The following is a 26,367-nucleotide window of genomic DNA, read 5'->3' as shown; positions in this document are numbered from 1 at the left end:
ATGGTGAAAATGGTACGATCACAGATACAATCGTGATCACCGTGACCAACCCGATCCCTGTGGCTCAAGACGATGCGATCTCCGCGTCTGAAGACGACACGCAAGCCATGGGCAGCGTGTTTGCTGGTAATGGCAACGGCCCAGATATCGACGTTGATGGCGACGATCTAAGCGTCGTCGAAGTTGATGGCGTTGCAGCCAACCTTGGACAGGCGATTGCTGGTTCAAATGGGGGGTTATTTACGATCAACCCTGATGGAACTTACGTGTTTGACGCCAATGGGGAATTCGAAGGATTAGATGTTGGCGAGAGTGCGACAACAAGCGTGACATATCTCGTTAGTGACGGCGAGGGCGGCACAGACACGGCCACCGTCACAATCACAGTGCAAGGTCAGAACGATGCCCCAGTGGTTATTGATCCAGCCAACCCTAACGCGGCCAATCCGACGATCCCAACGCAGATTGGAAATGATAGTGAGGCAATGCCCCCGCTAGATCTTTCAGACTACTTTGCAGATCCCGATGTGGAACGTACGTTCTTCGATCTAGAGGACGCGCCAAGTTGGTTGTCGGTCAATCCTTTCACGGGCGTTGTTACGGGTACGCCGCCGCTAGATGCGAGCCAAAATGGTCCGCTGAATAACGGCGTCTATCCTGTTACAGTTGTTGCCTCCGATCCAGACGGCGTTGAAACACGCGTTGTTGTGAACTTCACAATCGCCAATCCAGCGCCAATTGCACAGGACGACTTTGCAATAGTAAGTGAAAACGGCTCCGATGTTAGCGGCAATGTAATTTCATTAGATACGGGTAGTGGCATCGATAGTGATATTGACGGTGACCTATTGAGTGTTGCTGCGCTTGACGGAAATCCAGCACTAGTTGGAACCCCAACGGAAGGCTCCATTGGTGGTGAGTTCATTGTCAATTCAGATGGTTCCTACAGCTTCAGTCCGAATGGCGACTTTGAGTATCTTGCCGTCGGTGAAACGGCGACAACGACGTTGAGTTATTTGCTTACAGATGCAGATGGCGCCACGGATATGGCGGTCATCTCGGTCACAGTCGAAGGAGCAAATGATAGCCCGATTGCCGTTGATCCGACGCAGCCAGTTGGCCCTAATAACCCGGCTGATCCGTCCGATCCACAAGACCCGCGGGATCCGCCAGTTGACCCGCAAGACTACATCCCAGCTCAAACAGGTGCAGACGGTACACCGTTTACGCCAATCGATTTGACACCATATTTCGGTGATCCAGATGGAACGGACGCGATTACGCTTTCTATTGATCCGACCAGCTTGCCAGACGGTCTTGTCTTTGACGGAACAACTCTGTCGGGGACTCCGACGGCCGACGCCAGCCAAGGCGGGATAAGTGGTGTATATGATGTCACTGTAACAGCGACGGACCCCAGCGGCGCAACTTTTAGCACAGTTGTAGAAATCACGATCACAAATCCTGCGCCAATTGCGGCGGATGATGTTGAGATGACGGATGAAGATACCGTACTCTCCGACTCTGTCATGATCGACAACACTAACGGAGCTGACACTGATTTTGACGGTGATGTCTTAACCGTCGCCCAAGTCAACGGGATGCCGATCACATCTGGCGCAGTCATTACCCTTCCAAGTGGCGCGTTGCTTACGATGAATGCGGACGGGTCTTATGACTATGATCCGAATGGTCAGTTTGAAAATCTCGCCGGAGGAGAAACCAGAGATGATAGCTTCAGCTATCAGATCACAGACAGCCAAGGCGGGTTCTCCATTGCGACGGTAAATCTGACGGTTGAAGGCGTGAATGATGCGCCCATCGCAATCGATCCAACGCAGCCAGTCGGACCAATTGACCCAAGCGATCCATCCGATCCACAAGACCCACGTGATCCACCAGTGGACCCTCAGAACTACATCCCGGCGCAAATCGCTACGGATAGTGCCCCTGTGACGCCACTTGATCTCACACCTTACTTTGGTGATCCAGACGGAACGGACGCGCTGACATTGTCTCTCAACCCAGCTGATCTACCCGCGGGCCTCGTTTTTGACGGAACATCAATTTCAGGAACGCCAAGTTCTGATGCCAGCCAAGGCGGCAATGATGGGGTATATATCGTCGCTGTCACGGCGACTGACCCAAGTGGTGAGACGTTCACCACAAATGTGGTTTACACCCTGACAAACCCTGCGCCAGTTGCGGAAAATGACGTGATCACGACGGCGGAGGATACGCCTGTCACGGTCAACCTCATCACAAACAGTGATGTCGACATAGATGGTGATGTACTCATTGTGGACGCCGTCGCTTTGCCAGACGGAACGATCGTCCCAGTTGGCATCGCGACTGAAATTCCGCAGGGCACACTTACGGTCCTCGTTGATGGTACAGCAACATTTGAACCAGCTGCCGATCTATTCGGTCCCGTTGTCTTTGGATACACAGTTAGTGACGGACAGGGTGGAACAGATGTAGCGACAGTCACAATTAATGTGACACCCGTCAACGATACACCAATCGCGGTTGATCCGACCCAGCCGGTGGCTGAGCCCAACAACCCGAATTTCCCGACTGACCCAACAGCACCTTATGAACCGCCGGTTGATACGATGAACTATATCCCGGTACAGTCGGCTGAAGATGGCGCGCTAGTGACGCCGCTCGACCTGACACCATATTTCGGCGACCCAGATCCGATGGAAGTTTTGACGATTAGCCTAGATCCAGCAGATCTTCCTTCGGGCCTCATATTTGATCCTGCGACAGGAACAATTTCGGGTACGCCAACATCAGATGCGAGCCAAGGCGGTGATCCGCTGAACCCTGGTATTTATATCGTACCTGTGACCGTCACTGACCCAAGTGGTGAAACGTTCACCACCAATGTGACCTATAACCTTTCTAACCCTGCGCCAATTGCGCAGGCGGATGGAACGCTTCCTGTTGTGGAAGACGTATCGACTATTCTCGAGCTTATTGGGAATGATGTAGATGTTGATGGCGATGACCTGACGATCACCGAAATCAATGGGACACTGGTAATAGTTGGCGTGCCGACAACGCTTCCAAGCGGCGCGGTCGTGACGGTCATTGGTGATGGCACAGTTAATTATGAACCTGTGCCCGATTATAACGGTCCTGATGGTTTCACATATACGATCAGTGACGGCGAAGGCGGCACGGATACGGCGAGTGTCACGGTGGATGTAACGCCAGTGAACGACTCACCAATCGTAACATCTACTGTTCCTGGCCAAGCGGCTCTTCCACCGCAATCCAGCTTTGATGGCGATGAAATTAGCGTCTCGGTTTCGGGTCCTTTCTCCGATATCGATGGCGACGATCTAACGTTTACAGCAATGGGTCTGCCAATAGGCCTGGCGATAGATCCGGTCACAGGTGAAATTTCTGGCACACTGCCAGCAGGTGCCTCTGCGGATGGTCCCTATGTAGTAACCATCACTGGAACAGACCCAAGTGGCGAAGCCGTTTCAACGGACTTTACCTGGACTGTTGAGAACGTTAATCCAGAAGTTGTGGCACCACTAACGGACGTTGCGCTCCTTGACGGTGCGAATGTCTCTATCCCAACTGCAGCAAGCTTTGCTGACTCAGATGGTGATGCCGTAACTTACGCAGCGTCGGGTCTACCAACGGGTTTGAGCATTGATCCTGCGACAGGTGAAATTTTTGGCGTCGTTGACGGTTCTGCGTCACAATCAGGCCCATATAATGTGGCTGTTACAGCGACGGATTCACAAGGTGGGTCTGTAACTGATAGCTTTGCTGTCGACGTAGCCAATCAAGCGCCAGATGCGATTGATGATGCTCTGTCAGCGAATGAAGACGCCTCAATTACGGGTCACATAATCGCAGGAAGTGATGTCGACGTAGACGGCGATACATTGGTTGTCACTGAAGTTGACGGAGATCCGCTAAACCTAGGGCAAGCAATTGCTGGCACGAATGGCGGTCTCTTCACGATTGACAGCACAGGTGCTGTTATCTTCGACACGAATGGTGAATACGACGGCTTAGATGTCGGCGAAACGGTCACGACAAGCGTTACCTATGAAATCAGTGATGGCGAGGGTGGCACAGATAGTGCGACTGTAACTGTAACTGTCACAGGTACTAATGACGCGCCGATCACAACGGGCACATTTGGAACTCAAGCAAACTCAGACGGTACGGAGCAACTTCCGCTCGACACGAGTACGATCTTCTCTGATGTTGATGGTGAAGAGCTAACCTTCACGTCTGCTGATCTGCCGAATTGGATGTCACTTGATCCAGTTTCGGGAATCCTGACGGGAACACCGCCAGCGGATGCATCCCAAGGTGGGCCAAACGCGGATGGCGTCTATGTTGTAAATATTACAGCGACTGACCCAGACGGCGAAAGCGTCACAAGCCCAGTTGTCTACACTTTCTCGAACCTTATCCCAGATGCGATGAATGATGATTTAGAGTCTGACGAAGACACATCATTGTCCGGCAACATTCTGACATCCAATGATGTTGACGCGGATGGCGACGTCCTCACTGTCTCGGCGGTCGATGGAAATGCAATCAATGTCGGTCGGCCAGTTGAAGGCTCTCAAGGTGGTGAGTTTACAATTAACTCAGACGGTAGCTATGAATTCGACCCAACTGGAGATTTCAATGCTTTAGCGGCTGGAGAAATCGCCACGACAACGATTACTTACCAAGTGTCGGATGGCGAAGGCGGCACGGATGTTGCGTCTGTGACGGTAACGGTGACGGGAACGAATGATGGACCAATCGCGGTTGATCCGACGCAACCTGCGGGTTCGATTGGTGATCCAAATGTCCCTGTAGATCCACAGGATCCACATACGCCACCGCTTGATCCAAATAATTATATTCCAGCGCAAATAGCGAGTGACAACACGACCGTCGCACCGCTAGATCTGACACCATATTTCGGTGACCCAGATGGCTCCGATGCAGTGACACTTTCAATTGTTCCTGCTGACCTTCCGCCAGGACTTACGTTTGACGGGACGACAATTTCGGGCACACCGACTGCAAATGCTTCGCTATCGGGCAGAAATGGTGTCTTTGAAGTTCCAGTGACGGCGACAGATTCAATTGGTGAAACGTTCACAACGCTCGTGACCTACACTATTGAGAATATTGCGCCTGTCGTTGACGCGCCGATCGGACCTTTGACGGCCGTTGATAATGGCGTTGTTTCCATTGTACCTGCGATCTCTGATCCGGATGGCGACGCGCTGACTTATAGTGTGACAGGTTTGCCAACGGGTCTGAGCATTATTCCGAGCACTGGCGAAATCGTCGGAACTCTGGATAATTCAGCTAGCCAAGGCGGACCAAATGCCGACGGTGCCTACACAATCTCAGTGACCGCTGATGACGGTCAAGGCGGCACGGTCACGGATACATTCGAATTAAATATCTCGAATTCAGCACCTATTGCCGCGGATGATATGTTCACCGCAAATGAAGGTATGCTCTTAACCGGAACCGTCATTCTTGGCTCTGACACTGATATTGATCAGGATGAACTAACCGTATCCGAAGTGGCAGGTGACCCGGCCAATGTTGGTGCTCCTGTTGCAGGATCCAATGGAGGTCAATTCACAATCAATGCGGACGGTAGTTTGACCTTCGATCAGAACGGAGAATTCGAAGCGTTAGAAGTCGGTGAAACTGCGATCAGTACGATCACTTATACCATCAGTGACGGCGAGGGCGGTACAGATACGGCGACCGTCAGTGTGACCATTGAAGGCGCAAATGATGCACCTGTCATAACAGGACCACTTGTTGCGCAAAACGGCACAGATGGAACGCCTCTTACACCGCTCGATGCTTCGGTTGCTTTTACGGATATCGACGGTGAAACACTGACGTACTCAGCTATCGACCTTCCAGTTGGTCTGAACATCGATCCCGTAACAGGTGTTATTAGCGGCACGCCGTTGGCGAATGCTTCGCAGGGTGGTGCAAATGCTGATGGTGTCTATGTGGTGGAAATCATCGCGACAGATCCAGGCGGCGAGGACGTGTCGACATTTGTGACTTACACAATTGAAAACACAACTCCAGTTGCTGGCACGGATGTGTTCTCAACATTGGAAGACACACCGATTTCAGTGAATGTTATCACTGCAAGTGATGCAGACGCTGATGGTGACGCGTTGTCAGTTGATGCCGCAGCTCTGCCAAATGGAGATTTGTTACCAATCGGATCGCCGATTGACCTGCCAGAAGGGGAGTTGACCATTTGGGCTGACGGGACTGTTGAATTTGTCCCAACACGCGATTTCTATGGAACGCTTATCTTTGGCTACACGGTCTCGGATAGCCAAGGAGGTACCGATGTTGCGACAGTTACATTTGATGTAACACCTGTGAGTGATGTCCCGATCCCGGTTGATCCAACACAGCCCGCAGCTGAGCCGAACAACCCGAACTTCCCGACGGACCCAGATGCACCGTTTGCTCCGCCTGTTGACCCAGAAAACTACATCCCGGTTCAAACGGCGGCTGATGGTACACCGGTGGCACCAATTGACCTAACGCCATACTTTGGTTCACCCGATCCATTGGAAGAGCTGACAATCAGCGTTGATCCAGCTGACTTGCCAGAAGGTCTTGTCTTTGACCCAACAACCGGCGTCATTTCTGGCACACCAGTTCCAGCAGCAAGTCAAGGTGGCGATCCGCTAAACCCAGGTACTTACATCGTGCCTGTGACGGCGACAGATTCCGACGGTGAAACCTTCACGACAAACTTGACTTATATTCTTGGAAATCTTCCGCCGGTAGCTGGCGTTGATGCGAACCTGTCGGTCGTCGAAGATACACCAACGGTTCTTGACCTTATTGGGAACGACGTTGATTCAGATGGTGATGTTCTGACAATCACAGCGATCAATGGCACACCAATCACGGTTGACGTTCCGACGACATTGCCAAGCGGAGCAATTGTGACGCTAAACAGTGACGGCAGTGTCAGCTATGATCCTGTTGCGGACTACAATGGCCCAGACAGCTTCTCTTACACGATCAGTGATGGTGAAGGCGGAACGGATATAGCGACAGTCGCTCTTGATGTAACGCCTGTAAATGACGGTCCCGTCGTAACTCCAACAATTCCAGGCGACGCGGCTCTACCGCCACAGTTTAACGTTGATGGGGCAACGGTAAGTGTTCCGCTTGCTGGTCCGTTCTCGGACATTGATGATAACCCATTGACGTTCACCGCAACGGGTCTTCCAGACGGTCTGAGCATTGACCCCATCACTGGGATCGTTTCAGGTACGTTGTCAGCGAGTGCGTCCACGGATGGTCCTTACACTGTGATCGTAACCGCCATGGATACTGACGGCGAAACCGTCTCGACTGAGTTTGTCTGGACAGTTGAAAACATCACCCCAACAGTTGTGACCCCGCTTGCGGACGTAGCAGGGCTCGATGGCGGTGAAGTCTTCATCCCTACAGCAGACAATTTTGTTGATGGGGATGGTGATGCAGTTGCCTTCGCAGCCACAGGCCTTCCAGACGGATTGAGTATAGATCCCGAAACGGGCGTTATTTCAGGAACAATCGCCGGCTCCGCTTCGCAATCTGGTCCTTATACAGTAACCGTCACCGTTACCGACGCGCAGGGTGAAATTGCTGAGAGCACATTCGTGTTAAGTGTTGAAAACCCCGCTCCTGTCGTTTCTCAACCCATCATGCCAGTGACAGCTCCGGTTGTGGGCGAAAATGTGCTGATTGACGTGGGTGCCGCGACGCAAGACCCAGATGGAGACGCCGATCTCACATATAGTGCTGATGATTTACCACCAGGTCTTTCTATTGATCCGAAGACTGGCATTATTTCTGGTGTTCCAAAGGAACCACGGGCCGAGCCATATGTCTTTACGGTCACCGTTACAGACGGCGAAGGCGGCGTCACAGAAGTCGTGTTAAGCTTGCAGGTTAATGAAGACGGGTATGTTGAACCCATTGAACCTGAGTTGACGCTTCCTGATGTGGAGCTTGTCGACCCGTATGAGTTCCTTGAGGGTCAACCTATCGACCTTCAGCGCTACTTCCACGATCGAGCACTTGACGCTCGAGATGATCACGGTCGCATGTTCGGCGATCGAGATTTCCGCGGCGGTATGGTGATTGTCAATGTTCCAGGCATGGGCGAAGATTGCGCCTATATGGTTGTCGAGGCTGTTGCCAATGACCATAACGTGACAGTCTCGATGGGTTCCACATTCCCAATGGTTTGTGATGTGACTGTCAAGAGCTGGGACATTCGTATGGCGGACGGGTCTCAAGTTCCATCCTGGGTCGACTGGTCCAATGGTGCAGACTCTATGGATATAACTCGTCCATTAGATGCGGAAACAATCCGCCTGCAAGTTCGTGCATTGCTTGACAATGGACGAACGACATCGACGACTGTTGAAGTTGACCTTCGCACAGGAATCGTAACCCAAGTGGGTAACGCCTATGCTCAGGGACAAACCTTGCAACAACAAATGACCCTAGAAGCAATGGCATTGCGCGAACAGGTCGCGGAGGTAGATGTGGCACAGGATGCTCTACTCCGTGCGCTTGCTGGGTAATTCATGCTGTAAAACGAAAGTCTTCCGGCCGTTTTGGCCGGACATCGATTGACCCGCTCTTTTCCCCGAAAAGCAGTGGGCGCGACTTGACCGACGGCTCTTACGGGCTCGTCGGTCTTTTTTATCGTCGACCTGTCTCTAAGCCGAATAAGTTTGCAATGTGAACGACAATCATAAATCCGACGCTGATTGCCGCCAATGCAATAATCATCCAAGGTGGGCGAACGCTTCTGAATTCGGTTTTCTCTTTGAAATTTTGTCGAAAACCGAGAGCAACAAGACCGCCGCATATCGCTAAGGCAACAAAACTTAGGATCAAATCTTCGGAGTGGGACATGAGAAAAAGAGGTCTTTTCAATCGCTATCAAATTGGCGCGGCACCTATCACCCCTATCTGCAACACACCAGAGAAAGCTTGAGGCGAGGTCCCTATCGCAATTGGTGTGAGACTGATAAGCGCGAAAATTGTAGCTATCTTTCAAATGTTCTCTAAATGTTGCGCGGTGCTTGGGAGCGCAGCATTGATTTCCGTATCTTCGAGATCAAATTTGCTAATTCCGTGCCGGGTCTTGTGCCAATGAAAGCGCTGGCCGCGTAACTCTCTAAAGGCGCGGAAAAGGGGCCCGAATAGGAGTAGCCAGTAAACCGGCATAAACGCAGCAGCGCGAATAAGTTCTGGTTTCTTAGCACGATGAACACCCGCGGCCCCGATTAGACATCCAACACCCATCGAAAACCCGAACGTAAGACCGTAGGTCAGACTTACTTCAATTGGGAGGCCCACCCAAAAGAGTATCAAGCCAATTATCGGTAGGCCGATGACGACGGGGGTGTAAAATAGGACGGATACCAAAGTTAGTCCGAGCGTTACCTGTAGCGTGAAAAAGCGCAAAAAGCCTCGTATTCCGCCAGGCGCGAAGGGGCGGGCCATGTGAACATTCCAAGTTTGAATATACCCTTTCATCCAGCGCGCGCGTTGATACCGCCAGTCTCGAAATATTGATACGGCTTCTTCTTGAGTTGGCGGATGTATGAAACCAATTCTATGCCCGACCGCCGCCAATCGAAATGAAAGATCGGCATCTTCAGTCACGTTATGGGAATCCCACCCGCCGATTGCATCCAAGGGCGCGCGCCGCATATGATTGCTTGTACCGCCTAAAGGGAACGGCAGCCCAAGGCGGACGAGAAAAGGAACCCATACGTGAAAAAGGGCTGCATATTCCAATGCAAATTGGCGCGTAAGCCAGTTGTCGCCGTGGTTGAAGTAATCCAACGGAGCTTGAACCGCGGCCCAGTCTGGGCGGGTCCGAAAGGCTGAAACTGCGGCTAAAAGTTGATCTGGATGAGGCCGATCTTCCGCATCATATATGGTTACGAAGTCACCACCAGAGCTTTGGAGTGCAAAGTTGAGTGCACGCGGTTTAGTTTGTGGTGTGCCCTTCGGGACGATGACTTGTCGAAAGGCGCTGTGCCCATAATTCCGTATAGCTTTCGTGACGGCTTGCGTAGTGAAGGGGTCAACGCATTCGGTGATTAAGACGATCTCCAATTTGTCTGAAGGATACCTAAGTTGCGCTAACCCTCGCATAAGAGGGTCAACCATTTGTGCTTCATGAAACAAAGGCACGAGAACCGTGTATGGTGGAAGGTCATCGGATAAACTCGCGGCCCCGTAATCTTTCGGCTTTTTTGAAAAGATTGCGATAAGTCTCACAACGGCATAAATGGCGCTCAACCACGCCATGCCTGCGAATAGGCTTTTCACCGCTTCGCGCGGCGTGACGAACAGCCAGATCAAAAAAGCAATAATGAAAAGACATAGGATGCCATTGGATATTGGCCGTTGCGCAGGCTGATCCGCATGGCCAAGTTGACGTCGCTGACAACGCGCTTTCGACTGACCTTTCAGGTCATCGGATTTCATCCCCTAAACCCCATGAAAAAGCGTTAGGGTTGTAATAGAGGGACTGCAAGCAAAATCAGCCGGGCTGAAATCAGATCAATGGGATAGCTTTCCGGTCGCCCATTTTGCGGCATCGCGAACGACAGCGTCATCATGGATTTGATAAGCGGCAGCTATGTGCTTTAACGCAACGTCTTCACTGTTCCCGATGGCATAGAGCACGTTTCGCAGAAACCTGTTCCAACCGATGCGTTTGATCGGAGACCCTGCGAATTTTTTACGAAATCCCGCTTCCCCAAGAGCGGCAAGTTCTGCGAGGGAAGGGGCGTTTAAATCTTCCCGTGCTGCTAGTTTTGCTTCTTGCCCTCGTCTAGCAAATTTATTCCACGGGCAGACTGCGAGGCAGTCGTCGCACCCATAAATACGATTACCCATCGCCGCGCGAAGGGGCTCTTCTACTGGGCCAGAATGTTCAATGGTTAGGTAAGAAATGCAGCGGCGGGCATCTAATTTGTAAGGCGCAGGGAAAGCGTTCGTAGGACAGATATCAAGGCAGGCGCGACAAGACCCACAGTGATCGAGTTCTGGCGGGGTCGGCTTTAAGACGGCCGCGCTGAGTATTGAACCGATGAAGAGCCAAGATCCAAATTCTCGGCTCACTAGGTTCGTGTGCTTCCCTTGCCATCCCATACCGGCCGCCATGGCGAGCGGCTTTTCCATAAGCGGAGCGGTATCGACAAAAATTTTGACATCCTCCCCAGTGTCTCGTGCCAGCAGCCCTGCGAGCTCTTTAAGCCGCCCCTTCATAAGATCATGGTAATCACGCCCACGCGCATAGACCGAGATTGTACCGACGCCAGCTTGCCCGAGTGTCACCATTGGGTCGGTTTCGGGGCCGTAATTCATGCCAAGGACCACTGCCGATTTGGCTTCGGGCCAGAGGTTTTTTGGATGAGACCGGCGCATTTGGGTCTCGGCCAGCCACGCCATTGATCCATGGTGGCCTGCTTCAATGGCATGTCGCAAACCTTCGGCCGGCGCTATTCCGAACGTATCTAAATCCACAATAAAGGGTTGGGTGAACCCAAGTTTTACCGCACGTTGGGTTAAGGATTTTAGTGGGTTTGCCATGGGCCTATAGTGGCATGATAAGCGATTAAAAATCTAGGTCAGTGTAATGTCGCGGGGCGCGCAATCCGGGTTGGCGATCCCCCAACAGGCCGCGAAATGAGGGTCGCGATTTAATTTTTTGATACCAGTCTTTTAATACAGGACGGTCTCGCCATGGAATTTCACCCAAGAAATCCAAGCAAGATAGATGTGCCGCAGCTGAGATATCGCCAAGCGAGAACCGACGACCCGCTAGCCAATCCCGTTGTTCCAACAGCGTTGCGAGGTAGTCCAAATGGTCTGCCAAATAGGCCCGGCCTTCGCGCAGGACATCTGGATCTGGGGTTCCAGCGTCGTATTGCGATTGGGACAGGACAGCGCGTTCAACTTTTTCGGCCAAAATATAGGCATCCACTTCATCGGTGAATCGACCGTCGAACCACGCACAGAGACGACGGGCCTCCGCACGTTCAAATGGGTCTTCCGACAAGAGAGGGTGCCGCTTTGAGCCATCATTAGCATATTCTGTAATGGCACGGGCACCGCTGATGGTCAGGGTGCCATGCTGGGTGAGATCGACCAACACTGGCGGTGCACCTTCCGCGGTTAGGCTCAGAAATTCAGCATCGGGCGCCCATGGGTCGACGATGACCTCGCGTACCTTCAGCTTCTTCTCGGCGAGCGCAATGCGGCTCATGCGAGAAGGCGGGTGTAGGGGGAAATGATAAAGCGTCCGCATGCGGGCTTACCTTAGGCCCAACATGGCAAATGAAGCCTTAACGTGATTACGCTTTACTCGTGTGGAACCTGCTATTTCCATGAGCATGACCGCATCCCGCAGGGTGAGGGTGGATCAAGATATCTGCTGCCGGAAACGCCGCCATGATACGCCGTTCTGTGCCTAAGATTATTTCGTGGGCTTCAGCCAATGATAAAGTTTCGTCTAAGTCCAAACGCATTTGAATGTGCAGATGCGGCCCCGCCGCCCGTGTACGTAATTCTGTTACGGCTCGAACATGATTATCAGCCATCGCCAGGCGTTCTATTGAACGGCGCTCATCGGCGTTCAACTCACGATCCATCAACTGCCCCCAAGCTAATCGCGCGATTTGAACCGCTGTGAAAAGCAGCCAAATTGCCATTAATCCGCCAACAACGGCATCCGCCCATTTGAGCGAGGTATAGGTGGCAAGGGCAATGCCGATGATTACAAAAATATTGGCCAATAGATCTGCAATATAATGCGCGCGATCGCCTCGAACGGCGATGGAGCCTGTGGCGCGGATTGCCCAGCTTTGTGCAATAATTAGCCAGAGCGTCAGGGCGATAAAGAACATTAGGACCATTATCGCGGGACCGCTCTGCGAGACCGCATGTGTGTGTCCGACGTGGCCAATGACCTCTTGCAGTAGATGAAACGCGCCAACGACAATGAGGCAAACCTGGAATACAGCGGAAAAACTTTCGGCTTTCCCAAACCCAAATCGATATTCTGGATTGGGTTCGCGCGAGGCGAAACGCACCGCGACGAAACTGGCAATCGCGCCGAACATGTCCAGCATAGAATGTACGAGTGACGCTAAAACACCGACCGAGCCTGTTTCGCCCCAAAGAACGAATTTGCCGACAGCCATGAACAGGCCAAGACCGACCGCCAATGCCGTGATACGACGTGTGATAACGGCAGAGTCGTCGGGCCGCAGTCGTCCAGGACGTCCCCGTCGATTGGGCTGGTCAAAACGGTCATCCGTCGTCGCCGTTAGATCAGCATTGGATATGTCGCTATTTGCGCTCATTCCAGTGTTGTTATACCATAACTTTCTTAAAGGCGAGTTTGATTTTCTGCGCTTTCATCAAAGACATTGGAATGATTTACCCGTCGGCCTAGTGTAACCAGAAAAATGACACGGATTAACTGGGACACCCATCATGCGATTTTCGAAACTCCTATTGGCGGCCAGCGCCGCTGTTCTTATTTCGGCCTGCCAACCTGCTGCAGACGTCGTCTCTGAGGCCACAAATGCCACGGAAACAATTACGAAAGTCGATTCGCCGACCTCAGTTAATGCCATTCCACACGCCCAACTCCCAGATACGGTGACCCCAAAGGGCTATCGCGTGGATATGACCATTGATCCGCAACTTGATGGGATGACGGGTACCGTCGCCATTGATGTGAGCGTGAACGAGGCGTCCAGCCGCCTTTGGTTACATGCCAAAGAAATGACGGTGCCGTCTGCTCGGATTGATTATGCCGATGGATCATCCGTGCCGCTAACGTTCAACGCTGTGCCATTGGCTGATGCCCCATCGGGCATTGCCTATTTGACCGCTGATGCGGACATTCCAGCGGGTGAGGGTACAATAACGCTCGAGTATGAAACGCCATACAACCAAAATCTCAATTCAGCCTATCAAGTTCGTCGCGGGGAAGATGCCTATATCCTGACCCAATTTGAGCCGCTGGGCGCGCGCGAAGCCTTCCCAAGCTTTGATGAACCTAAATTCAAAGTGCCATTTACCCTCTCGATTACGGCGCCAACGGACCAAGTTGTCTATGCAAACACGCCTAAGACAGATGTTGCCGATAGTGGCGATGGATGGACCAGACATAGTTTTGCAACCACGCGCCCGTTGCCATCCTATTTGGTCGCATTCGGCGTTGGTCCTTATGACGTTGTAGACTTTGGTGAAATCCCGCCAAATTCTGTGCGGAAGACGCCACTCAAACTGCGCGGATTGACCGCCAAAGGATCGGGCGAACAGATTAAATATGGTCTGGCTGGCACAGAGCCTATTCTGACCGCGCTCGAAGAATATTTCGATATTCCGTATCCCTACGAAAAACTCGATTTGATTGCGGCCCCCGACTACGCCTTTGGCGCGATGGAAAATCCCGGCGCGATTGTTTATCGCGAATATCTCATGTTGCTGGATGAGAACGCCCCGCTCTCCCAGAAGCGCGCTTATAATGGCGTCCATTCGCATGAGTTGGCTCACCAATGGTTCGGTAACTTGGTTACGCCTGTCTGGTGGGAAGACATTTGGTTGAACGAAGCTTTCGCCACTTGGATGGGTAACAAAGGCACGTCACTCGCCTATCCCGATGGAAATTATGATCGCAATACGCTCAATAACGCTTTGGGTGCGATGAATATTGATACGCTTTCGACGACGCGCAAAGTGCGCGAACCGCTCGACCGCTCCGAAAACGTCATGGATCAATTTGATGGGATCACTTACCGCAAAGGCGGTGGAGTCTTGTCCATGTTTGAGAGCTTTGTCGGCGAAGAAAAATTCCGTGATGGCGTGCGCTTGCACATGAAACGCTACGCAGATGATGTCGCGACAGGTGATGATTTCTTTCAGTCGATTGCGGATGGATCGGGCAACCCCGATGTTGTTGACGCCATGAAGAGCTTTGTTGATCAGCCCGGACTGCCGCTCGTAAAAGCCGTGACCTACGTCGATAATGTCAAAGGCAGCGGGGCTGTCACAGGTATCAACTTGAGCCAGTCTCGATACGCGCCCTTGGGATCGAAAACGCAGCAAGGCCAATTTTGGCAAATCCCCGTTTGTGTTGGATATGGTCAGAATGGAACTATTGGGAAAAAATGTATCCTTCTTGATAAAAATGAAGCCGTATTGAAAATTGATGGCGAAATAGATTGGCTGACTTTGAACCAAGATGGCGCAGGTTATTATCGTTTCTCTCTCGACAGTGAAGGTTGGTCGAAGCTCGTTAAAAACTTGGATCAACTCAACACGCGCGAAGCCCTCACAGCACAAGATAGTCTGGTTGCAGCTTTCCGCGCTGGCAAAGTTGACGCCGATGTCTTCCTGGACGGCATGAGCGCTTTTGCTGCCCATCCTGAATATGATGTGGCGCGCGGATCGACCGCTTTGGTCGGATTTATGCGTAGCGAATTGCCGGAGAGCCGTGACGCACTCGCCGCCCATGTCGTTAAAACCTATAAGCCGCGCTATGAGCGCATTGTTGGCACAGACACAGTTGAAGGCAATTTGCTCGCCCCGACTTTGGCAAATCTTTTGGTCGGCACGGGTCAAGATAAAGAGATCCAAGCTCTGATGGTCAAAGGCGGATCTGAATATTTGGGGCTCAATGGGACTGCGGATAAATCGAAATTGGCGACCAATATGCTCGGCTTGGCGTTGCGTGAAACCATGCGCGACGTTGGTAAGCCGGCCTATGCGCCTTTGTTAGAGCTTGCGGCAAATGGGTCCTCGCTTGAAAAAGGGTCCGCAATTGGCGCGTTGGCCGCGACGCAAGATGAAGCCGTTTATGAGATGTTGCTGGCAGATGTCATCCTTTCTGAAGATAGCCCACTGACAGGGCGTCAGGTGGGTGGCGTGCTAAACGGTTTGCTCCGTTCAGATAAATTTGGTGAGCGGACGTGGGAATGGTTCAAAGCGAACCTGCCCGCCTATGTCGTCAAAGTCCCAGATGTCCGCAGAGGTGGCCTTCCAAGCGCAGGTGGTAATTTTTGTTCACTAGAACGTCGCGATGAAGTTCGCGAGTTTATGACAGCGAACGCGGCCCTCATGCCTGGATATGAGCGTAGCCTGATGCAAACTTTGGAGAGCATCGAACTCTGTGCGGCTTTGAAAGACGCCAAGGCCGACGATCTTGCAGCCGCATTAAAATCGCGAGGCTAGGGAACCTTTTGGGAACTGCGACGTTCTGACACCATAGACGTAAAAATGGAGTCATTCACATGGCAAATAATTCTGGTGGCGGAAAAGGCCTTTATCTGATCGTTGGCGGCCTTGTGGTTGCGGTTGCCGTTCTGGCCTACTTCCTGTTTGCGCCAAACGAACAACCCGACTTGGCGATTGATCTGAGTGACGGCATAAAAATCGAAACGAATTAGGTAAATAGAACCCGGCGAAAAATCGTCGGGTTTTTCGTTGGGCACGGGCATAGGCTTACAGCCCATCGCGGGAGCTGCTGCGGTCTGCGATGTCTTGAAAAGTCAGGACGTCCGCGTTGTCGGTCTCCGCGACGGAGTACCGAAATGAAAAATGTTTTACGCGAAGAATAACAACGCGGCGGTGTTTTGCGGATGGCGGCCGGAATTTATATCCTGTCGTTCCAGACAGTTCAGCTCACACCATCAGGTCCCGCTACACACGCATCACCATATGTAGATAGACACACCGTCTTACGAACCAGCCAGTCAATGATCACGAGCCTGTCCCGCATCCGAAAGAACTTAAGAACCTTATCATAGGTTTCGCAGTCGAGGATCATTCTCTTGAATTAAAATTCAAGGCTTTGAAAAATAACAATTAATTTTCACGATAAACGTGGACCGAAGCATGTCTCCACCCCGCAAAAATCGAACATGCGATCAAGCGGGATGAAATTCACTATTGTTCATGGCTACTCCGCCGCATCTTGCAGCGGAATTTCTAATCTGTTGAGCATTTCTTTTGGAATGACCTGCCAGAATTTCGACCTTACGAAATCCCATTCGAGGAGGATTTTCTTTGAAAATTCTGATCCCGTCTGAGCCGCGTGTTGACGGATCAAATCCAGACAGTCTTCCTCATAATGCTCGGATCCGAACCGTTGCCAAACGACGCTATCGGGGTTCACGGCTTTTTCGAACTCATCATGCTCATCATAAAGATAGGCCATGCCGCCCGTCATGCCTGCACCGAAATTATCGCCGACACTACCCAAGACCACAATCGTGCCGCCCGTCATATACTCGCACCCATTGGTGCCAAGGCCTTCGACGACGGCGTTCGCGCCAGAGTTCCGCACAGCAAAACGTTCGCCAGCGCGCCCCTCTGCCATGAGTGAACCTGCTGTTGCGCCATAGAGGCACGTGTTTCCGACGATGGCGGACTTATGCCGATCAATCGGTGAGCGGCCCTGTGGTCCGACAATAATTTCAGCACCCGACAAGCCTTTGCCGACATAATCATTGGCGTCACCATCGACGATGAGGCGGAGCCCCTTCATACCAAATGCGCCCAAAGACTGCCCCGCACTGCCGCGTAAACGAACCGTCAAATGTCCAGCCGGAAGGCCTTCTGCCCCAAACTTTTGGTAAATGTGAGAGCTTGTACGCGTTCCGACCGCGCGATGCGTATTTTGCACGGCATAAGTCAGGTGAGTTTTCTCGCCACGCTCAAATAATTGCGCTGCATCCGCTATGATTTGTGGGTCCAATGTATCTGGCACTTCAATGCGGTTTTGACGGCTATCAACAACGCGAAGGCTGTCGACTTGTGCCAAAACAGGGTTGAGATCCAGATCGTCTAGGTTCTCTGCACCCCGGCTTACCTGTGCCAATAAATCCGTGCGCCCGATGATTTCGTCTAACGTTTCAAAGCCTAATTCGGCGAGAATTTCACGCACTTCTTCCGCAATGAAGGTCATCAAGTTAATGACTTTCTCTGGGGTGCCTGTGAATTTCTCCCGCAACGCTGGGTCTTGAACGCACACACCGACAGGGCAGGTGTTGGAATGACATTGCCGCACCATAATGCAGCCCATCGCCACCAGTGACAATGTGCCAATGCCATATTCCTCTGCGCCCAACATGGCTGCAATGATGATATCGCGGCCCGTTTTTAGGCCGCCATCTGTGCGCAATGTGACTTTGTCGCGAAGGTTGTTCAGCGTCAAAACTTGATGCGCCTCGGACAGGCCCAGCTCCCACGGAATACCTGCGTATTTTAGCGAGGTATTGGGGGACGCGCCTGTTCCGCCATTATGACCCGCGATCAAAATTGTATCGGCTTTGGCCTTTGCCACGCCAGCTGCGATAGTCCCGACGCCAGAACTGGCGACGAGTTTCACGGCCACGCGCGCGGTTGGGTTAATCTGTTTTAGATCATAAATCAGCTGCGCCAAATCTTCGATGGAATAAATATCGTGATGTGGCGGTGGCGAGATCAATGTCACGCCAGGTGTCGCATTGCGGAATTTCGCAATTAATTCCGTGACTTTAAATCCAGGGAGTTGTCCGCCTTCGCCCGGCTTTGCACCTTGGGCAACTTTGATTTCAATCTCACGACATTGGTTCAGATATTCCGCCGTCACGCCAAATCGACCGGATGCGATCTGCTTCACCGCAGAGTTTGGGTTGTCACCATTGGGTAGCGGCTTATAGCGCGCACGGTCTTCGCCGCCTTCGCCAGACACGGATTTCGCGCCAATCCGGTTCATCGCAATGTTTAATGTTCCGTGGGCTTCGGGAGACAAGGCACCAAGTGACATACCGGGCGTACAGAACCGACGACGGATTTCATTGACGCTTTGGATACGGTTCATCGGCAGAGCTTTGCCCGCAGGTTTAAAGTCCAGAAGATCGCGAATTTGAATCGGGGGTTGGTTGTTCACGATCTCCGCATATTTGCGATAAAGTTCATAATCTTCACGCGTTGTCGCTTCTTGCAACATATGGATCATGTCCGCTTGATAGGCATGACGCTCACTTTTCGCGCGAACGCGGTAAAGACCACCCACAGGCAAACGCACGACGGAAGAGCCATAAGCGGCCTCATGTGCGTCCACAATTTTGATTTCCAGTCCTGCCAAGCCGATGCCGGAAATCCGGCTGCTCATGCCCGGGAAGTTTTCGCCGACAAGCGCGCGGGAAAGGCCAAGCGCCTCGAAATTATTCCCGCCGCGATAAGACGAAATGACTGAAATGCCATTTTTGGAAATGATCTTAAGCAGACCGCCTTCAATGGCCTTCTTATATTGCGCAACGGCCTCATCAGTCGACATGTCTAAAAGACCCCGACGAACACGATCAGACAGCGAGTCTTGCGCCATATAGGCGTTAACGGCCGTCGCGCCTGCGCCAATCAAAACCGCAAAATAATGGGTGTCTAAACATTCTGCCGAACGCACAAGGATTGAACAAGAAGACCGCAGGCCCTGTTCCACCAAATGGGTTTGCACCGCGCCAACGCAGAGAATGATTGGGGCTGCGGCTTTAGTCTCATTTGTGAACTCATCGGATAGCACGATGTTTTCGACGCCATCTTTTACAGCGTCTTCGGCCTCTTGTTTGATCCGCGCGAGGAGGGCTTTAAGCGTCCGTCCGCCCGAATTGCGAAGCGCCTCATCGGGGTTGAAGGTGCAGTCAATGACGCGCACTTTCTTCTTCCCAACCAATTTGACAAAGCGCTTATACATGCCTGTCGTCATGACAGGACTGTCCAAGACGAGCATTTCCTTAGTTTGGGTTCCAGCTTCCGCGAGAATGTTCCGCAAATTACGGAAGCGCGTTTTCAAGCCCATGACGCGTGTTTCGCGCAAAGGATCGATCGGGGGATTTGTAACTTGGCTGAAATTCTGACGGAAATAATGCGACAGCGGACGGTAAATGTCGGACAAGACAGCCAATGGCGTATCATCGCCCATGGACCCGATGGATTCTTTGCCCATTTCGGCCATAGGCGAAAGGATGAGCTCTAAATCTTCGAGCGTTTGACCGCATGACATCTGACGTCGAGCCAGGTCTTCGCCCTTTAGGCTCACGACTTCTGGGCCTATCAGTTTTTCATCCAAATTAACGGATTTCTCTAGCCACTTTTTATAAGGCCGCTTCGACGCTAGCTCATCAATGATTTCGGTGGAGTCATAGAAACGACCCTCTTCCAGATCGACAGCAATCATGCGGCCCGGTTTCAGGGCGCCACGTTTGACGATGTCGGCTTCATCCATCGGGCACATGCCAGTCTCTGATCCAACGGCAAGGATACCGTCTTTAGAGAGAGCATAACGGAGCGGGCGCAAACCATTGCGATCCAATCCTGCCATGACCCAACGTCCATCATAGGCGGCAAGGGCGGCAGGGCCATCCCACGGCTCCATCACGGCATTGCAATATTCGTAAAGCGAACGCCAGCTTTCGGGCATCAGGTCGCCGCGTTTGGAATAAGCCTCAGGGACAAGGAGTGTCTTCGCCATTGGCGCGCTTCGTCCAGCACGGACCAACAGTTCAAAAACGGCATCCAAGGCCGCAGAGTCTGAGCTACCGCTTTGGATCACAGGCTTCACATCATGGGCACGATCGGAGAAGGCGGAGGACGCCATCTTGATCTCATGACTCTTCATCAAATTGACGTTGGCCTTAAGCGTGTTGATCTCGCCATTATGAGCCAACATGCGGAATGGTTGCGCCAATTTCCAAGATGGAAATGTGTTCGTCGAGAAACGTTGATGATAGATCGCCGCGCGAGAAACGAAGCGCTCATCTTTTAGATCGGGATAAAAATTGTCGATGTCCTCAGCGAGGAACATGCCTTTGTAAATAATTGTCTGAACCGAAAGCGAACAAACATAAAAGCTGGGGATGGCGGCTTCGATCACACGTTTTTCGATGCGGCGACGCACAATATAAAGTTCCCGTTCTAACGTATTCCCTTTGCGACCCTTAGGGTCACGGAACATAACTTGCTCAATCGCGGGGCGGGTGGCGCGCGCCTTATCGCCAATGATTGACACATCAACAGGTACCTGCCGCCACCCATATATATAGAAGCCTTCTTTCAACAGTTCGGTTTCAACGATCGTCCGCGCGGCTTCTTGGGCTTTGAAATCTGTTCGCGGTAGGAAGATCATGCCAACAGCGATTTTTACATTTGCGGGTTTATGGCCCGTGCGTTCGACCTGAGCACGGAAAAATTCCTGCGGAATATCTAGGCGAATACCGGCACCATCGCCGGTTTTACCATCAGCATCCACTGCGCCGCGATGCCAAACATTCTTGAGGGCTTGGATGGATTTTTCAACCACATCGCGGCGGGCTGTACCGTCAACGGACGCGACAAGACCCACGCCGCAATTGGCATGTTCATGCGCGGGGTCATATGCATTCGCCGCGATAAGCGCGTCACGCTTGCGCGTATATTCAGAGAGCCAGTTAGACATTATTCGAATCCTATTAGGCTGGAATTTGGAATTAAAAACAGACGTTTTACAAACTCTGTTTTGCTTTCGAGGAGGCTGATGAATTGTTTGATTCTCTGCTCTTCGAATTCTTTAGACTCTGCCGGAAAGCACAGTTGGATAAGTTCATTGTCTATTGAGTTCAAAAGACCTTCGTCATGATCAATCATGGATTTGAATTTTGAAATTACCCGACGGTGGGTCATTTCGTTATTGTTGACAAAACGTCTCAGTTGTTTTGAGTAGTGATGTTCCCAACCAGTTGCATCATCTAACGATATACAAAGTGCTTCCGTGCTCTCTACGAGGTGTTTGATTGCGGTCATTCTGCCGCTTCCAGAACCGCAGCGCGCTCTAGCCCGCGCAGATATTTGTGCATGGCTTCGGCTGCGTCACGACCTTCGCGAATGGCCCAAACGACTAGACTTGCGCCACGTACGATATCACCCGCCGCGTAAACACCTGGCAGATTAGTCTCAAACGTCAGCGGGTTGACGCGAAGCGTGCCCCAGCGCGTCACGGTGAGTTGTGGCGAGAGCACCTTCATGTCTTCAGGTGTGAAGCCTAGGGCTTTGATCACAATATCTGCGTCGACATCAAATTCTTCGCCTGTGGTCTCTGGCGATTGACGGCCAGAAGCGTCTTTTGGTCCAAGGCGCATGCGATCCGTACGGACTTTGGTGGCGCGACCATTTTCATCATGGACGGCTTTGGGTGACGCGAGCCACTCGAATGTCACGCCTTCTTCCTGCGCGTTCGCGGTTTCACGACGCGAACCTGGCATATTAGCGTGGTCCCGACGGTAGAGGCAGGTTACGGATTCCGCTCCCTGACGCACAGCGGTGCGGACGCAATCCATAGCTGTGTCCCCGCCGCCGATGACGACGACTTTTTTACCTTTTGCGGGTTCTGGGCCAACATCATCGCCGAGGCCGCGGCGATTGCTATCGATCAGAAAGTCTAACGCTGGTGCGACGCCATCAGCACCGCCACCGGGAACAGATAAGTCACGCGCATTATAAACGCCTGTTGATATCAGAACCGCTTGATGCTTTTCGCGAAGTTTATCGAAGCTGATATCGACGCCCACATCACAGTTTAGAACAAATTCAATGCCGCCCTCTTCGAGACGTTTGATGCGACGGCCGACGATGGATTTATCGAGTTTAAAATTGGGAATGCCGTAAACCAGCAATCCGCCCGCGCGATCATGTCGATCATAGACCGTGACTTGCCAGCCTTGCTCACGCAATTGTTCAGCTGTGGCGAGGCCTGCTGGTCCTGCGCCGATAATACCAACGGATAAAGCGCGTTCACGTTTGGGTTTGATCGGTTCGATCCATCCTTCTTGCCACGCCGTGTCTGTCAGGAAGCGTTCAACAGACCCAATTGTCACTGTACCGTGGCCTGATTGTTCAATGACACAAGAGCCTTCGCAAAGTCGGTCTTGAGGACAGATACGGCCACAGATTTCCGGCATATTATTTGTGGCGTTAGATACTTCCCAAGCTTCCTTGGTACGGCCTTCAGCCGTAAGTTTCAGCCAATCCGGAATATTGTTCTGAAGTGGGCAGTGGTTTTGGCAGAAGGGAACGCCACACTGCGAACATCGCGAGGCTTGCTCTGCGGCTTTCTCACCAATGTAATCGCCATAAATCTCTAAATAGTCTTCATTCCGAACGTCCGCATCGCGCTTCAGAGGCATGTCGCGCTCCGTATTTACGAATTGCAACATCTTGCGCTTTTGAACGGGTTTCAGTTTCTTTTGCTTTTCAACCATGGCGGAGGGTCCCTCAAATCGAGCCCCGCCTATACAATGTGAAAAATGCATGCGCAAGATGCGACATTTTGTCCATTGGAGATACAATCTAGAAAAATATCTCCCACAAGATGTTGGAAAGTATGATTTTTTCTAGAAGGTCATATTTTTGCGTGTAATTCTCTCTGATTTGAAATCTACTTCGTCCACAGCGCATGTGAATTTTTATTCCTGATAATTTACTCAAAGTCGGATGTGCCCCAATAAAACCTTAACTCTCCCTCCATAAGCCCCGCATATGTCTTGGCTTCAACTGATCCTCCTGTCCCTCATTCAGGGACTGACCGAATTTCTCCCGATCAGCAGTTCGGCGCATCTGATTTTACCTGCTCAGATCCTAGGCTGGCCTGATCAGGGGCCACTGATTGATGTGATGGCGCATTTTGGATCACTCTTTGCTGTGCTTCTCTACTTCCGCAAAGACGTCGCCAGTATTCTCGGCGGTTTGGTCGATCTGTTGCAGCGAAAGTTGAATACGAATAGTGCGCTGGCATTGAACCTTATTCTTTCTACGCCGCCTGCGCTGCTGGCCGGGTTTCTTCTGGCGAGCCAAGGGTGGGATGATCTACTGCGCTCGCCTTTGATCATTGCATTTACGACGATCGTTTTTGGCGTTCTCCTTTGGGTGTCGGATGTCAAAGCCAAGTCTGACAAACCTGTCGAAGCCCTGACCTGGGGCGGGGCGGTGACGTTGGGTTTGGCGCAATCTCTGGCGCTGATCCCGGGTACCTCGCGCAGTGGCATCACCATGACGGCGGGGCGCGCCTTGGGTTTGTCCCGCGAAGCGGCGGCGCGCTTTTCCATGCTAATGAGCCTTCCCATCATTGGGGCAGGCGGCCTTTATGCGATGCTGAAGCTGATGAGTGCGGACGCGACAGAGCAAACGGCGACTTTGGGCAGTGGCCTTGTCGTGGCGCTATTGTCCTTTATGACCGCCTATGCTTGCATCGCCCTATTCATGAAGTGGGTCGGGCGGATCGGGTTTTTCCCCTTTATGGTCTATCGACTTTTCCTTGGCGCGGGCTTGCTCATCTGGATTTTCGCGTAGCTGGGCTGTCTGAGCCATTTGTAATGCTCTGAACGGAAGCGAAGGATTGCGAGACGGGGCGAGCATGATTAAACATCCTCTGGTGAAACGCTTTTTCCCTCTTCTCCTGTCGCTTTGTCTCTTTGCCTCTGTGGCCGCGCAAGAGCCGCCCCAGATCGACACCGCAGAACTTGACCGCCGCGCGGCTTTGCTGATGAACCAGCTGGAAATGACCGGCTTGGCGATGGCCGTTGTTGAAAACGGCAAGATCAGTTTCGCCAAAGGCTATGGCGAAGAACTCCGCGATAGTGGCCAGCTTGTCACCGCCGACACGGTCTTCCGCTGGGCCAGCGTGTCCAAAGGCGTCGCGGCCAATACGCTGCTCTCCGTCGTTGAAGACGGCCAGATCAGCTTGGCCGACACAGCCGAGTCCCTCGCGCCGTCGCTCAAACTGCCCGGCGAGACAGACCCGAACCTCGTCCATCTTCTGTCTCACCAGACGGGCATCGTACGCAATGCCTATGACAATCGCATCGAAGCGGGAAAGCCTGCCAAGCTCACCCGCACCGCGCTGAATGATTTGGGCGTGTTGTGCCAGCCGGGCACCTGCCACACCTATCAAAACGTCGCCTATGACGCGGCCGCCGAAATCATCGAAGCCCAAACGGGCCTACCCTATAAATCCATTGTTCAAACCCGCGTGTTTGACCCGCTGGGCATGGACAGTGCCTCTGTCACCCTCGAAGGCCTGACGCGGAGCAAACGCTGGGCGAGGCCGCATGGCCGATTTGGCAAGCGCATCAAATCCGTCAAGCCGACCTATTACCGCGTGCCGGCGGCGGCGGGGGTGAACTCCTCCGTGACCGACCTCGCCAAATGGATGAGCGCCCAATTCCCCGAACAAGGCCAAATCCCGATAGACCGTCTGGCGGCGATGCAAACCCCGATCATTCAGACACGGGGCGAACAACGCTTTCTCAACCGCCGCTTTGGCGATTTACAAAACGCGCATTACGGTCTGGGCTGGCGCGTCTATAATTATCATGGCCACAAAGTTGTTGGCCATCGCGGCGGTGTGGATGGCTACCGCGCGCTGGTCATGTTTGACCCCGAAAAACAAGCGGGCATCGCGCTGATGTGGAACAGCCCCCATTCGCGCCCAATCGGTCTGCAAATGGAATTCCTCGATCAGCTTTACGGCCTGCCCAAGCGCGATTGGTTGCGCTTGAAGGAAAGTAGTTAGCGTAACAGCACTTCCATCGCCTTCTCGGGTCCGCAGGATCTGGCAAGGCGAAGAGCGTCAAGACATTACTCTGGAAAATGATCGCGTTTAAAAGCGCGCGCTTGTTTGATGGCTAGCTCTTCTGATGCACCATCCCAACCGAAGTCATAAAGGCGCTGTCCTGAAGCATCGGAGTAGGACAGATGAATAAGACGTTTCTTGATACGCGCAGAAGCCCACTCAAAGTTCAAACCGTCTTTCGTTGTTGTGCCAACGAAGAGAGCAGAAACCAATCGTTCAATACGACGATTTATGTCTTCCCAAGATGTGTCATCTAAAAACCGATCTACAAAACTTTCGTAGGCTGAGCGTTCAAACTTGAAAATTCTATCATCTGAAAAGGTCCATGTGACGAATTTAGGGTTTCGTGATACGGTCACCAAAATATCGCTGCACCCCATGCATCCACACCCGCACCGCCCAATAGTGAGCTGGTTTTTTTGGCTCTCCGAAAACGTTTTGGAGAGAGCAACAGGGTCCAGACCCATCTGCCCTTTGCCCAAACAATCAATGTCATCGACAAGGATTTGAACTTCATGATCATTGGTCTCGGGGCAGGGAATTATGTTATAACGAATTGAATTCATCGTTCTTGTTTAGTGGCTCAATGGCGTTTTGTCTCGCCCAACCTCTCGACAAATCAAAGCCCGCCCCAATTC

At 52.2% G+C, this 26,367-nt stretch carries 14 protein-coding genes; 5 read left to right on the top strand and 9 right to left on the bottom strand.

The genetic code is table 11. The features are described from left to right. Nucleotides 1–32: 32 nt before the first annotated feature. Nucleotides 33–8,624, top strand: coding sequence for an Ig-like domain-containing protein (locus IE073_RS07820; RefSeq protein ID WP_233349903.1), 8,592 nt, complete (start codon nt 33–35; stop codon nt 8,622–8,624). A gap of 121 nt (nt 8,625–8,745) precedes the next feature. On the opposite strand, the gene IE073_RS07815 is transcribed toward IE073_RS07820, so the two are convergent. From IE073_RS07815 to IE073_RS07795, 5 genes are all read right to left on the bottom strand, one after another. After that, a complete protein-coding gene (locus IE073_RS07815) occupies nt 8,746–8,961 on the bottom strand; it encodes a hypothetical protein (RefSeq protein WP_189583620.1) in 216 nt (71 codons plus the stop codon). A 141-nt stretch (nt 8,962–9,102) separates the two neighbouring features. Next, entirely contained in the window at nt 9,103–10,551 is a 1,449-nt protein-coding gene (locus IE073_RS07810) for a glycosyltransferase family 2 protein (RefSeq protein ID WP_189583617.1), read from the bottom strand. A 75-nt stretch (nt 10,552–10,626) separates the two neighbouring features. Beyond that, a complete protein-coding gene (queG, locus tag IE073_RS07805) occupies nt 10,627–11,661 on the bottom strand; it encodes a tRNA epoxyqueuosine(34) reductase QueG (RefSeq protein WP_189583614.1) in 1,035 nt (344 codons plus the stop codon). A 25-nt stretch (nt 11,662–11,686) separates the two neighbouring features. Next, complete coding sequence (locus IE073_RS07800; RefSeq protein ID WP_189583611.1) at nt 11,687–12,379, bottom strand: glutathione S-transferase family protein; 693 nt, start codon at nt 12,377–12,379, stop codon at nt 11,687–11,689. Nucleotides 12,380–12,425: 46 nt separating this feature from the next. Then, the gene (locus IE073_RS07795) at nt 12,426–13,436 is read right to left on the bottom strand and encodes a cation diffusion facilitator family transporter (protein ID WP_189583608.1); all 1,011 of its coding nucleotides are present in this window, start codon (nt 13,434–13,436) and stop codon (nt 12,426–12,428) included. Nucleotides 13,437–13,569: 133 nt separating this feature from the next. On the opposite strand from IE073_RS07795, the gene IE073_RS07790 reads away from it, so the two are divergent. Together IE073_RS07790 and IE073_RS07785 are read left to right on the top strand one after the other, a co-directional pair. Then, nucleotides 13,570–16,317, top strand: coding sequence for a M1 family metallopeptidase (locus IE073_RS07790; RefSeq protein ID WP_189583605.1), 2,748 nt, complete (start codon nt 13,570–13,572; stop codon nt 16,315–16,317). Nucleotides 16,318–16,376: 59 nt separating this feature from the next. Further along, a complete protein-coding gene (locus IE073_RS07785) occupies nt 16,377–16,532 on the top strand; it encodes a hypothetical protein (protein ID WP_189583602.1) in 156 nt (51 codons plus the stop codon). Nucleotides 16,533–17,044: 512 nt separating this feature from the next. Here IE073_RS07785 and gltB read toward each other — a convergent pair. From gltB to IE073_RS07770, 3 genes are read right to left on the bottom strand one after another with little or no spacing between them, the layout of a single operon-like run. Continuing rightward, nucleotides 17,045–21,562, bottom strand: a complete 4,518-nt coding sequence (gene gltB / locus IE073_RS07780; RefSeq protein ID WP_189583599.1) for a glutamate synthase large subunit — start codon at nt 21,560–21,562, stop codon at nt 17,045–17,047. Then, nucleotides 21,562–21,906, bottom strand: a complete 345-nt coding sequence (locus IE073_RS07775) for a hypothetical protein (protein ID WP_189583596.1) — start codon at nt 21,904–21,906, stop codon at nt 21,562–21,564. Before IE073_RS07775 ends, gltB begins: the two co-directional genes overlap by 1 nt. After that, entirely contained in the window at nt 21,903–23,360 is a 1,458-nt protein-coding gene (locus IE073_RS07770; RefSeq protein WP_189583592.1) for an NAD(P)-dependent oxidoreductase, read from the bottom strand. Before IE073_RS07770 ends, IE073_RS07775 begins: the two co-directional genes overlap by 4 nt. Nucleotides 23,361–23,637: 277 nt before the next feature. On the opposite strand from IE073_RS07770, the gene IE073_RS07765 reads away from it, so the two are divergent. Beyond that, complete coding sequence (locus tag IE073_RS07765; RefSeq protein WP_189583588.1) at nt 23,638–24,447, top strand: undecaprenyl-diphosphate phosphatase; 810 nt, start codon at nt 23,638–23,640, stop codon at nt 24,445–24,447. Between the two features lie 64 nt (nt 24,448–24,511). Continuing rightward, a complete protein-coding gene (locus IE073_RS07760) occupies nt 24,512–25,669 on the top strand; it encodes a serine hydrolase domain-containing protein (protein ID WP_189583585.1) in 1,158 nt (385 codons plus the stop codon). 65 nt (nt 25,670–25,734) lie between these two features. On the opposite strand, the gene IE073_RS07755 is transcribed toward IE073_RS07760, so the two are convergent. Then, nucleotides 25,735–26,295, bottom strand: coding sequence for a hypothetical protein (locus IE073_RS07755; protein ID WP_189583582.1), 561 nt, complete (start codon nt 26,293–26,295; stop codon nt 25,735–25,737). Nucleotides 26,296–26,367: the final 72 nt, after the last annotated feature.

Origin of the sequence: Litorimonas cladophorae, assembly GCF_014652455.1 — a bacterium.
Lineage (GTDB): Bacteria > Pseudomonadota > Alphaproteobacteria > Caulobacterales > Maricaulaceae > Litorimonas > Litorimonas cladophorae.
This window is presented reverse-complemented; position numbering and strand designations above follow the sequence as displayed.

Bases quoted from the DNA above. Each gene is read 5' to 3' on its own strand.
- IE073_RS07785 (WP_189583602.1), top strand. From the start codon at position 16,377: ATGGCAAATAATTCTGGTGGCGGAAAAGGCCTTTATCTGATCGTTGGC.
- IE073_RS07790 (WP_189583605.1), top strand. From the start codon at position 13,570: ATGCGATTTTCGAAACTCCTATTGGCGGCCAGCGCCGCTGTTCTTATT.
- IE073_RS07765 (WP_189583588.1), top strand. From the start codon at position 23,638: ATGTCTTGGCTTCAACTGATCCTCCTGTCCCTCATTCAGGGACTGACC.
- IE073_RS07815 (WP_189583620.1), bottom strand. From the start codon at position 8,961: ATGTCCCACTCCGAAGATTTGATCCTAAGTTTTGTTGCCTTAGCGATA.
- IE073_RS07760 (WP_189583585.1), top strand. From the start codon at position 24,512: ATGATTAAACATCCTCTGGTGAAACGCTTTTTCCCTCTTCTCCTGTCG.
- IE073_RS07810 (WP_189583617.1), bottom strand. From the start codon at position 10,551: ATGAAATCCGATGACCTGAAAGGTCAGTCGAAAGCGCGTTGTCAGCGA.
- gltB (WP_189583599.1), bottom strand. From the start codon at position 21,562: ATGTCTAACTGGCTCTCTGAATATACGCGCAAGCGTGACGCGCTTATC.
- IE073_RS07800 (WP_189583611.1), bottom strand. From the start codon at position 12,379: ATGCGGACGCTTTATCATTTCCCCCTACACCCGCCTTCTCGCATGAGC.
- IE073_RS07770 (WP_189583592.1), bottom strand. From the start codon at position 23,360: ATGGTTGAAAAGCAAAAGAAACTGAAACCCGTTCAAAAGCGCAAGATG.
- queG (WP_189583614.1), bottom strand. From the start codon at position 11,661: ATGGCAAACCCACTAAAATCCTTAACCCAACGTGCGGTAAAACTTGGG.
- IE073_RS07755 (WP_189583582.1), bottom strand. From the start codon at position 26,295: ATGAATTCAATTCGTTATAACATAATTCCCTGCCCCGAGACCAATGAT.
- IE073_RS07775 (WP_189583596.1), bottom strand. From the start codon at position 21,906: ATGACCGCAATCAAACACCTCGTAGAGAGCACGGAAGCACTTTGTATA.
- IE073_RS07795 (WP_189583608.1), bottom strand. From the start codon at position 13,436: ATGAGCGCAAATAGCGACATATCCAATGCTGATCTAACGGCGACGACG.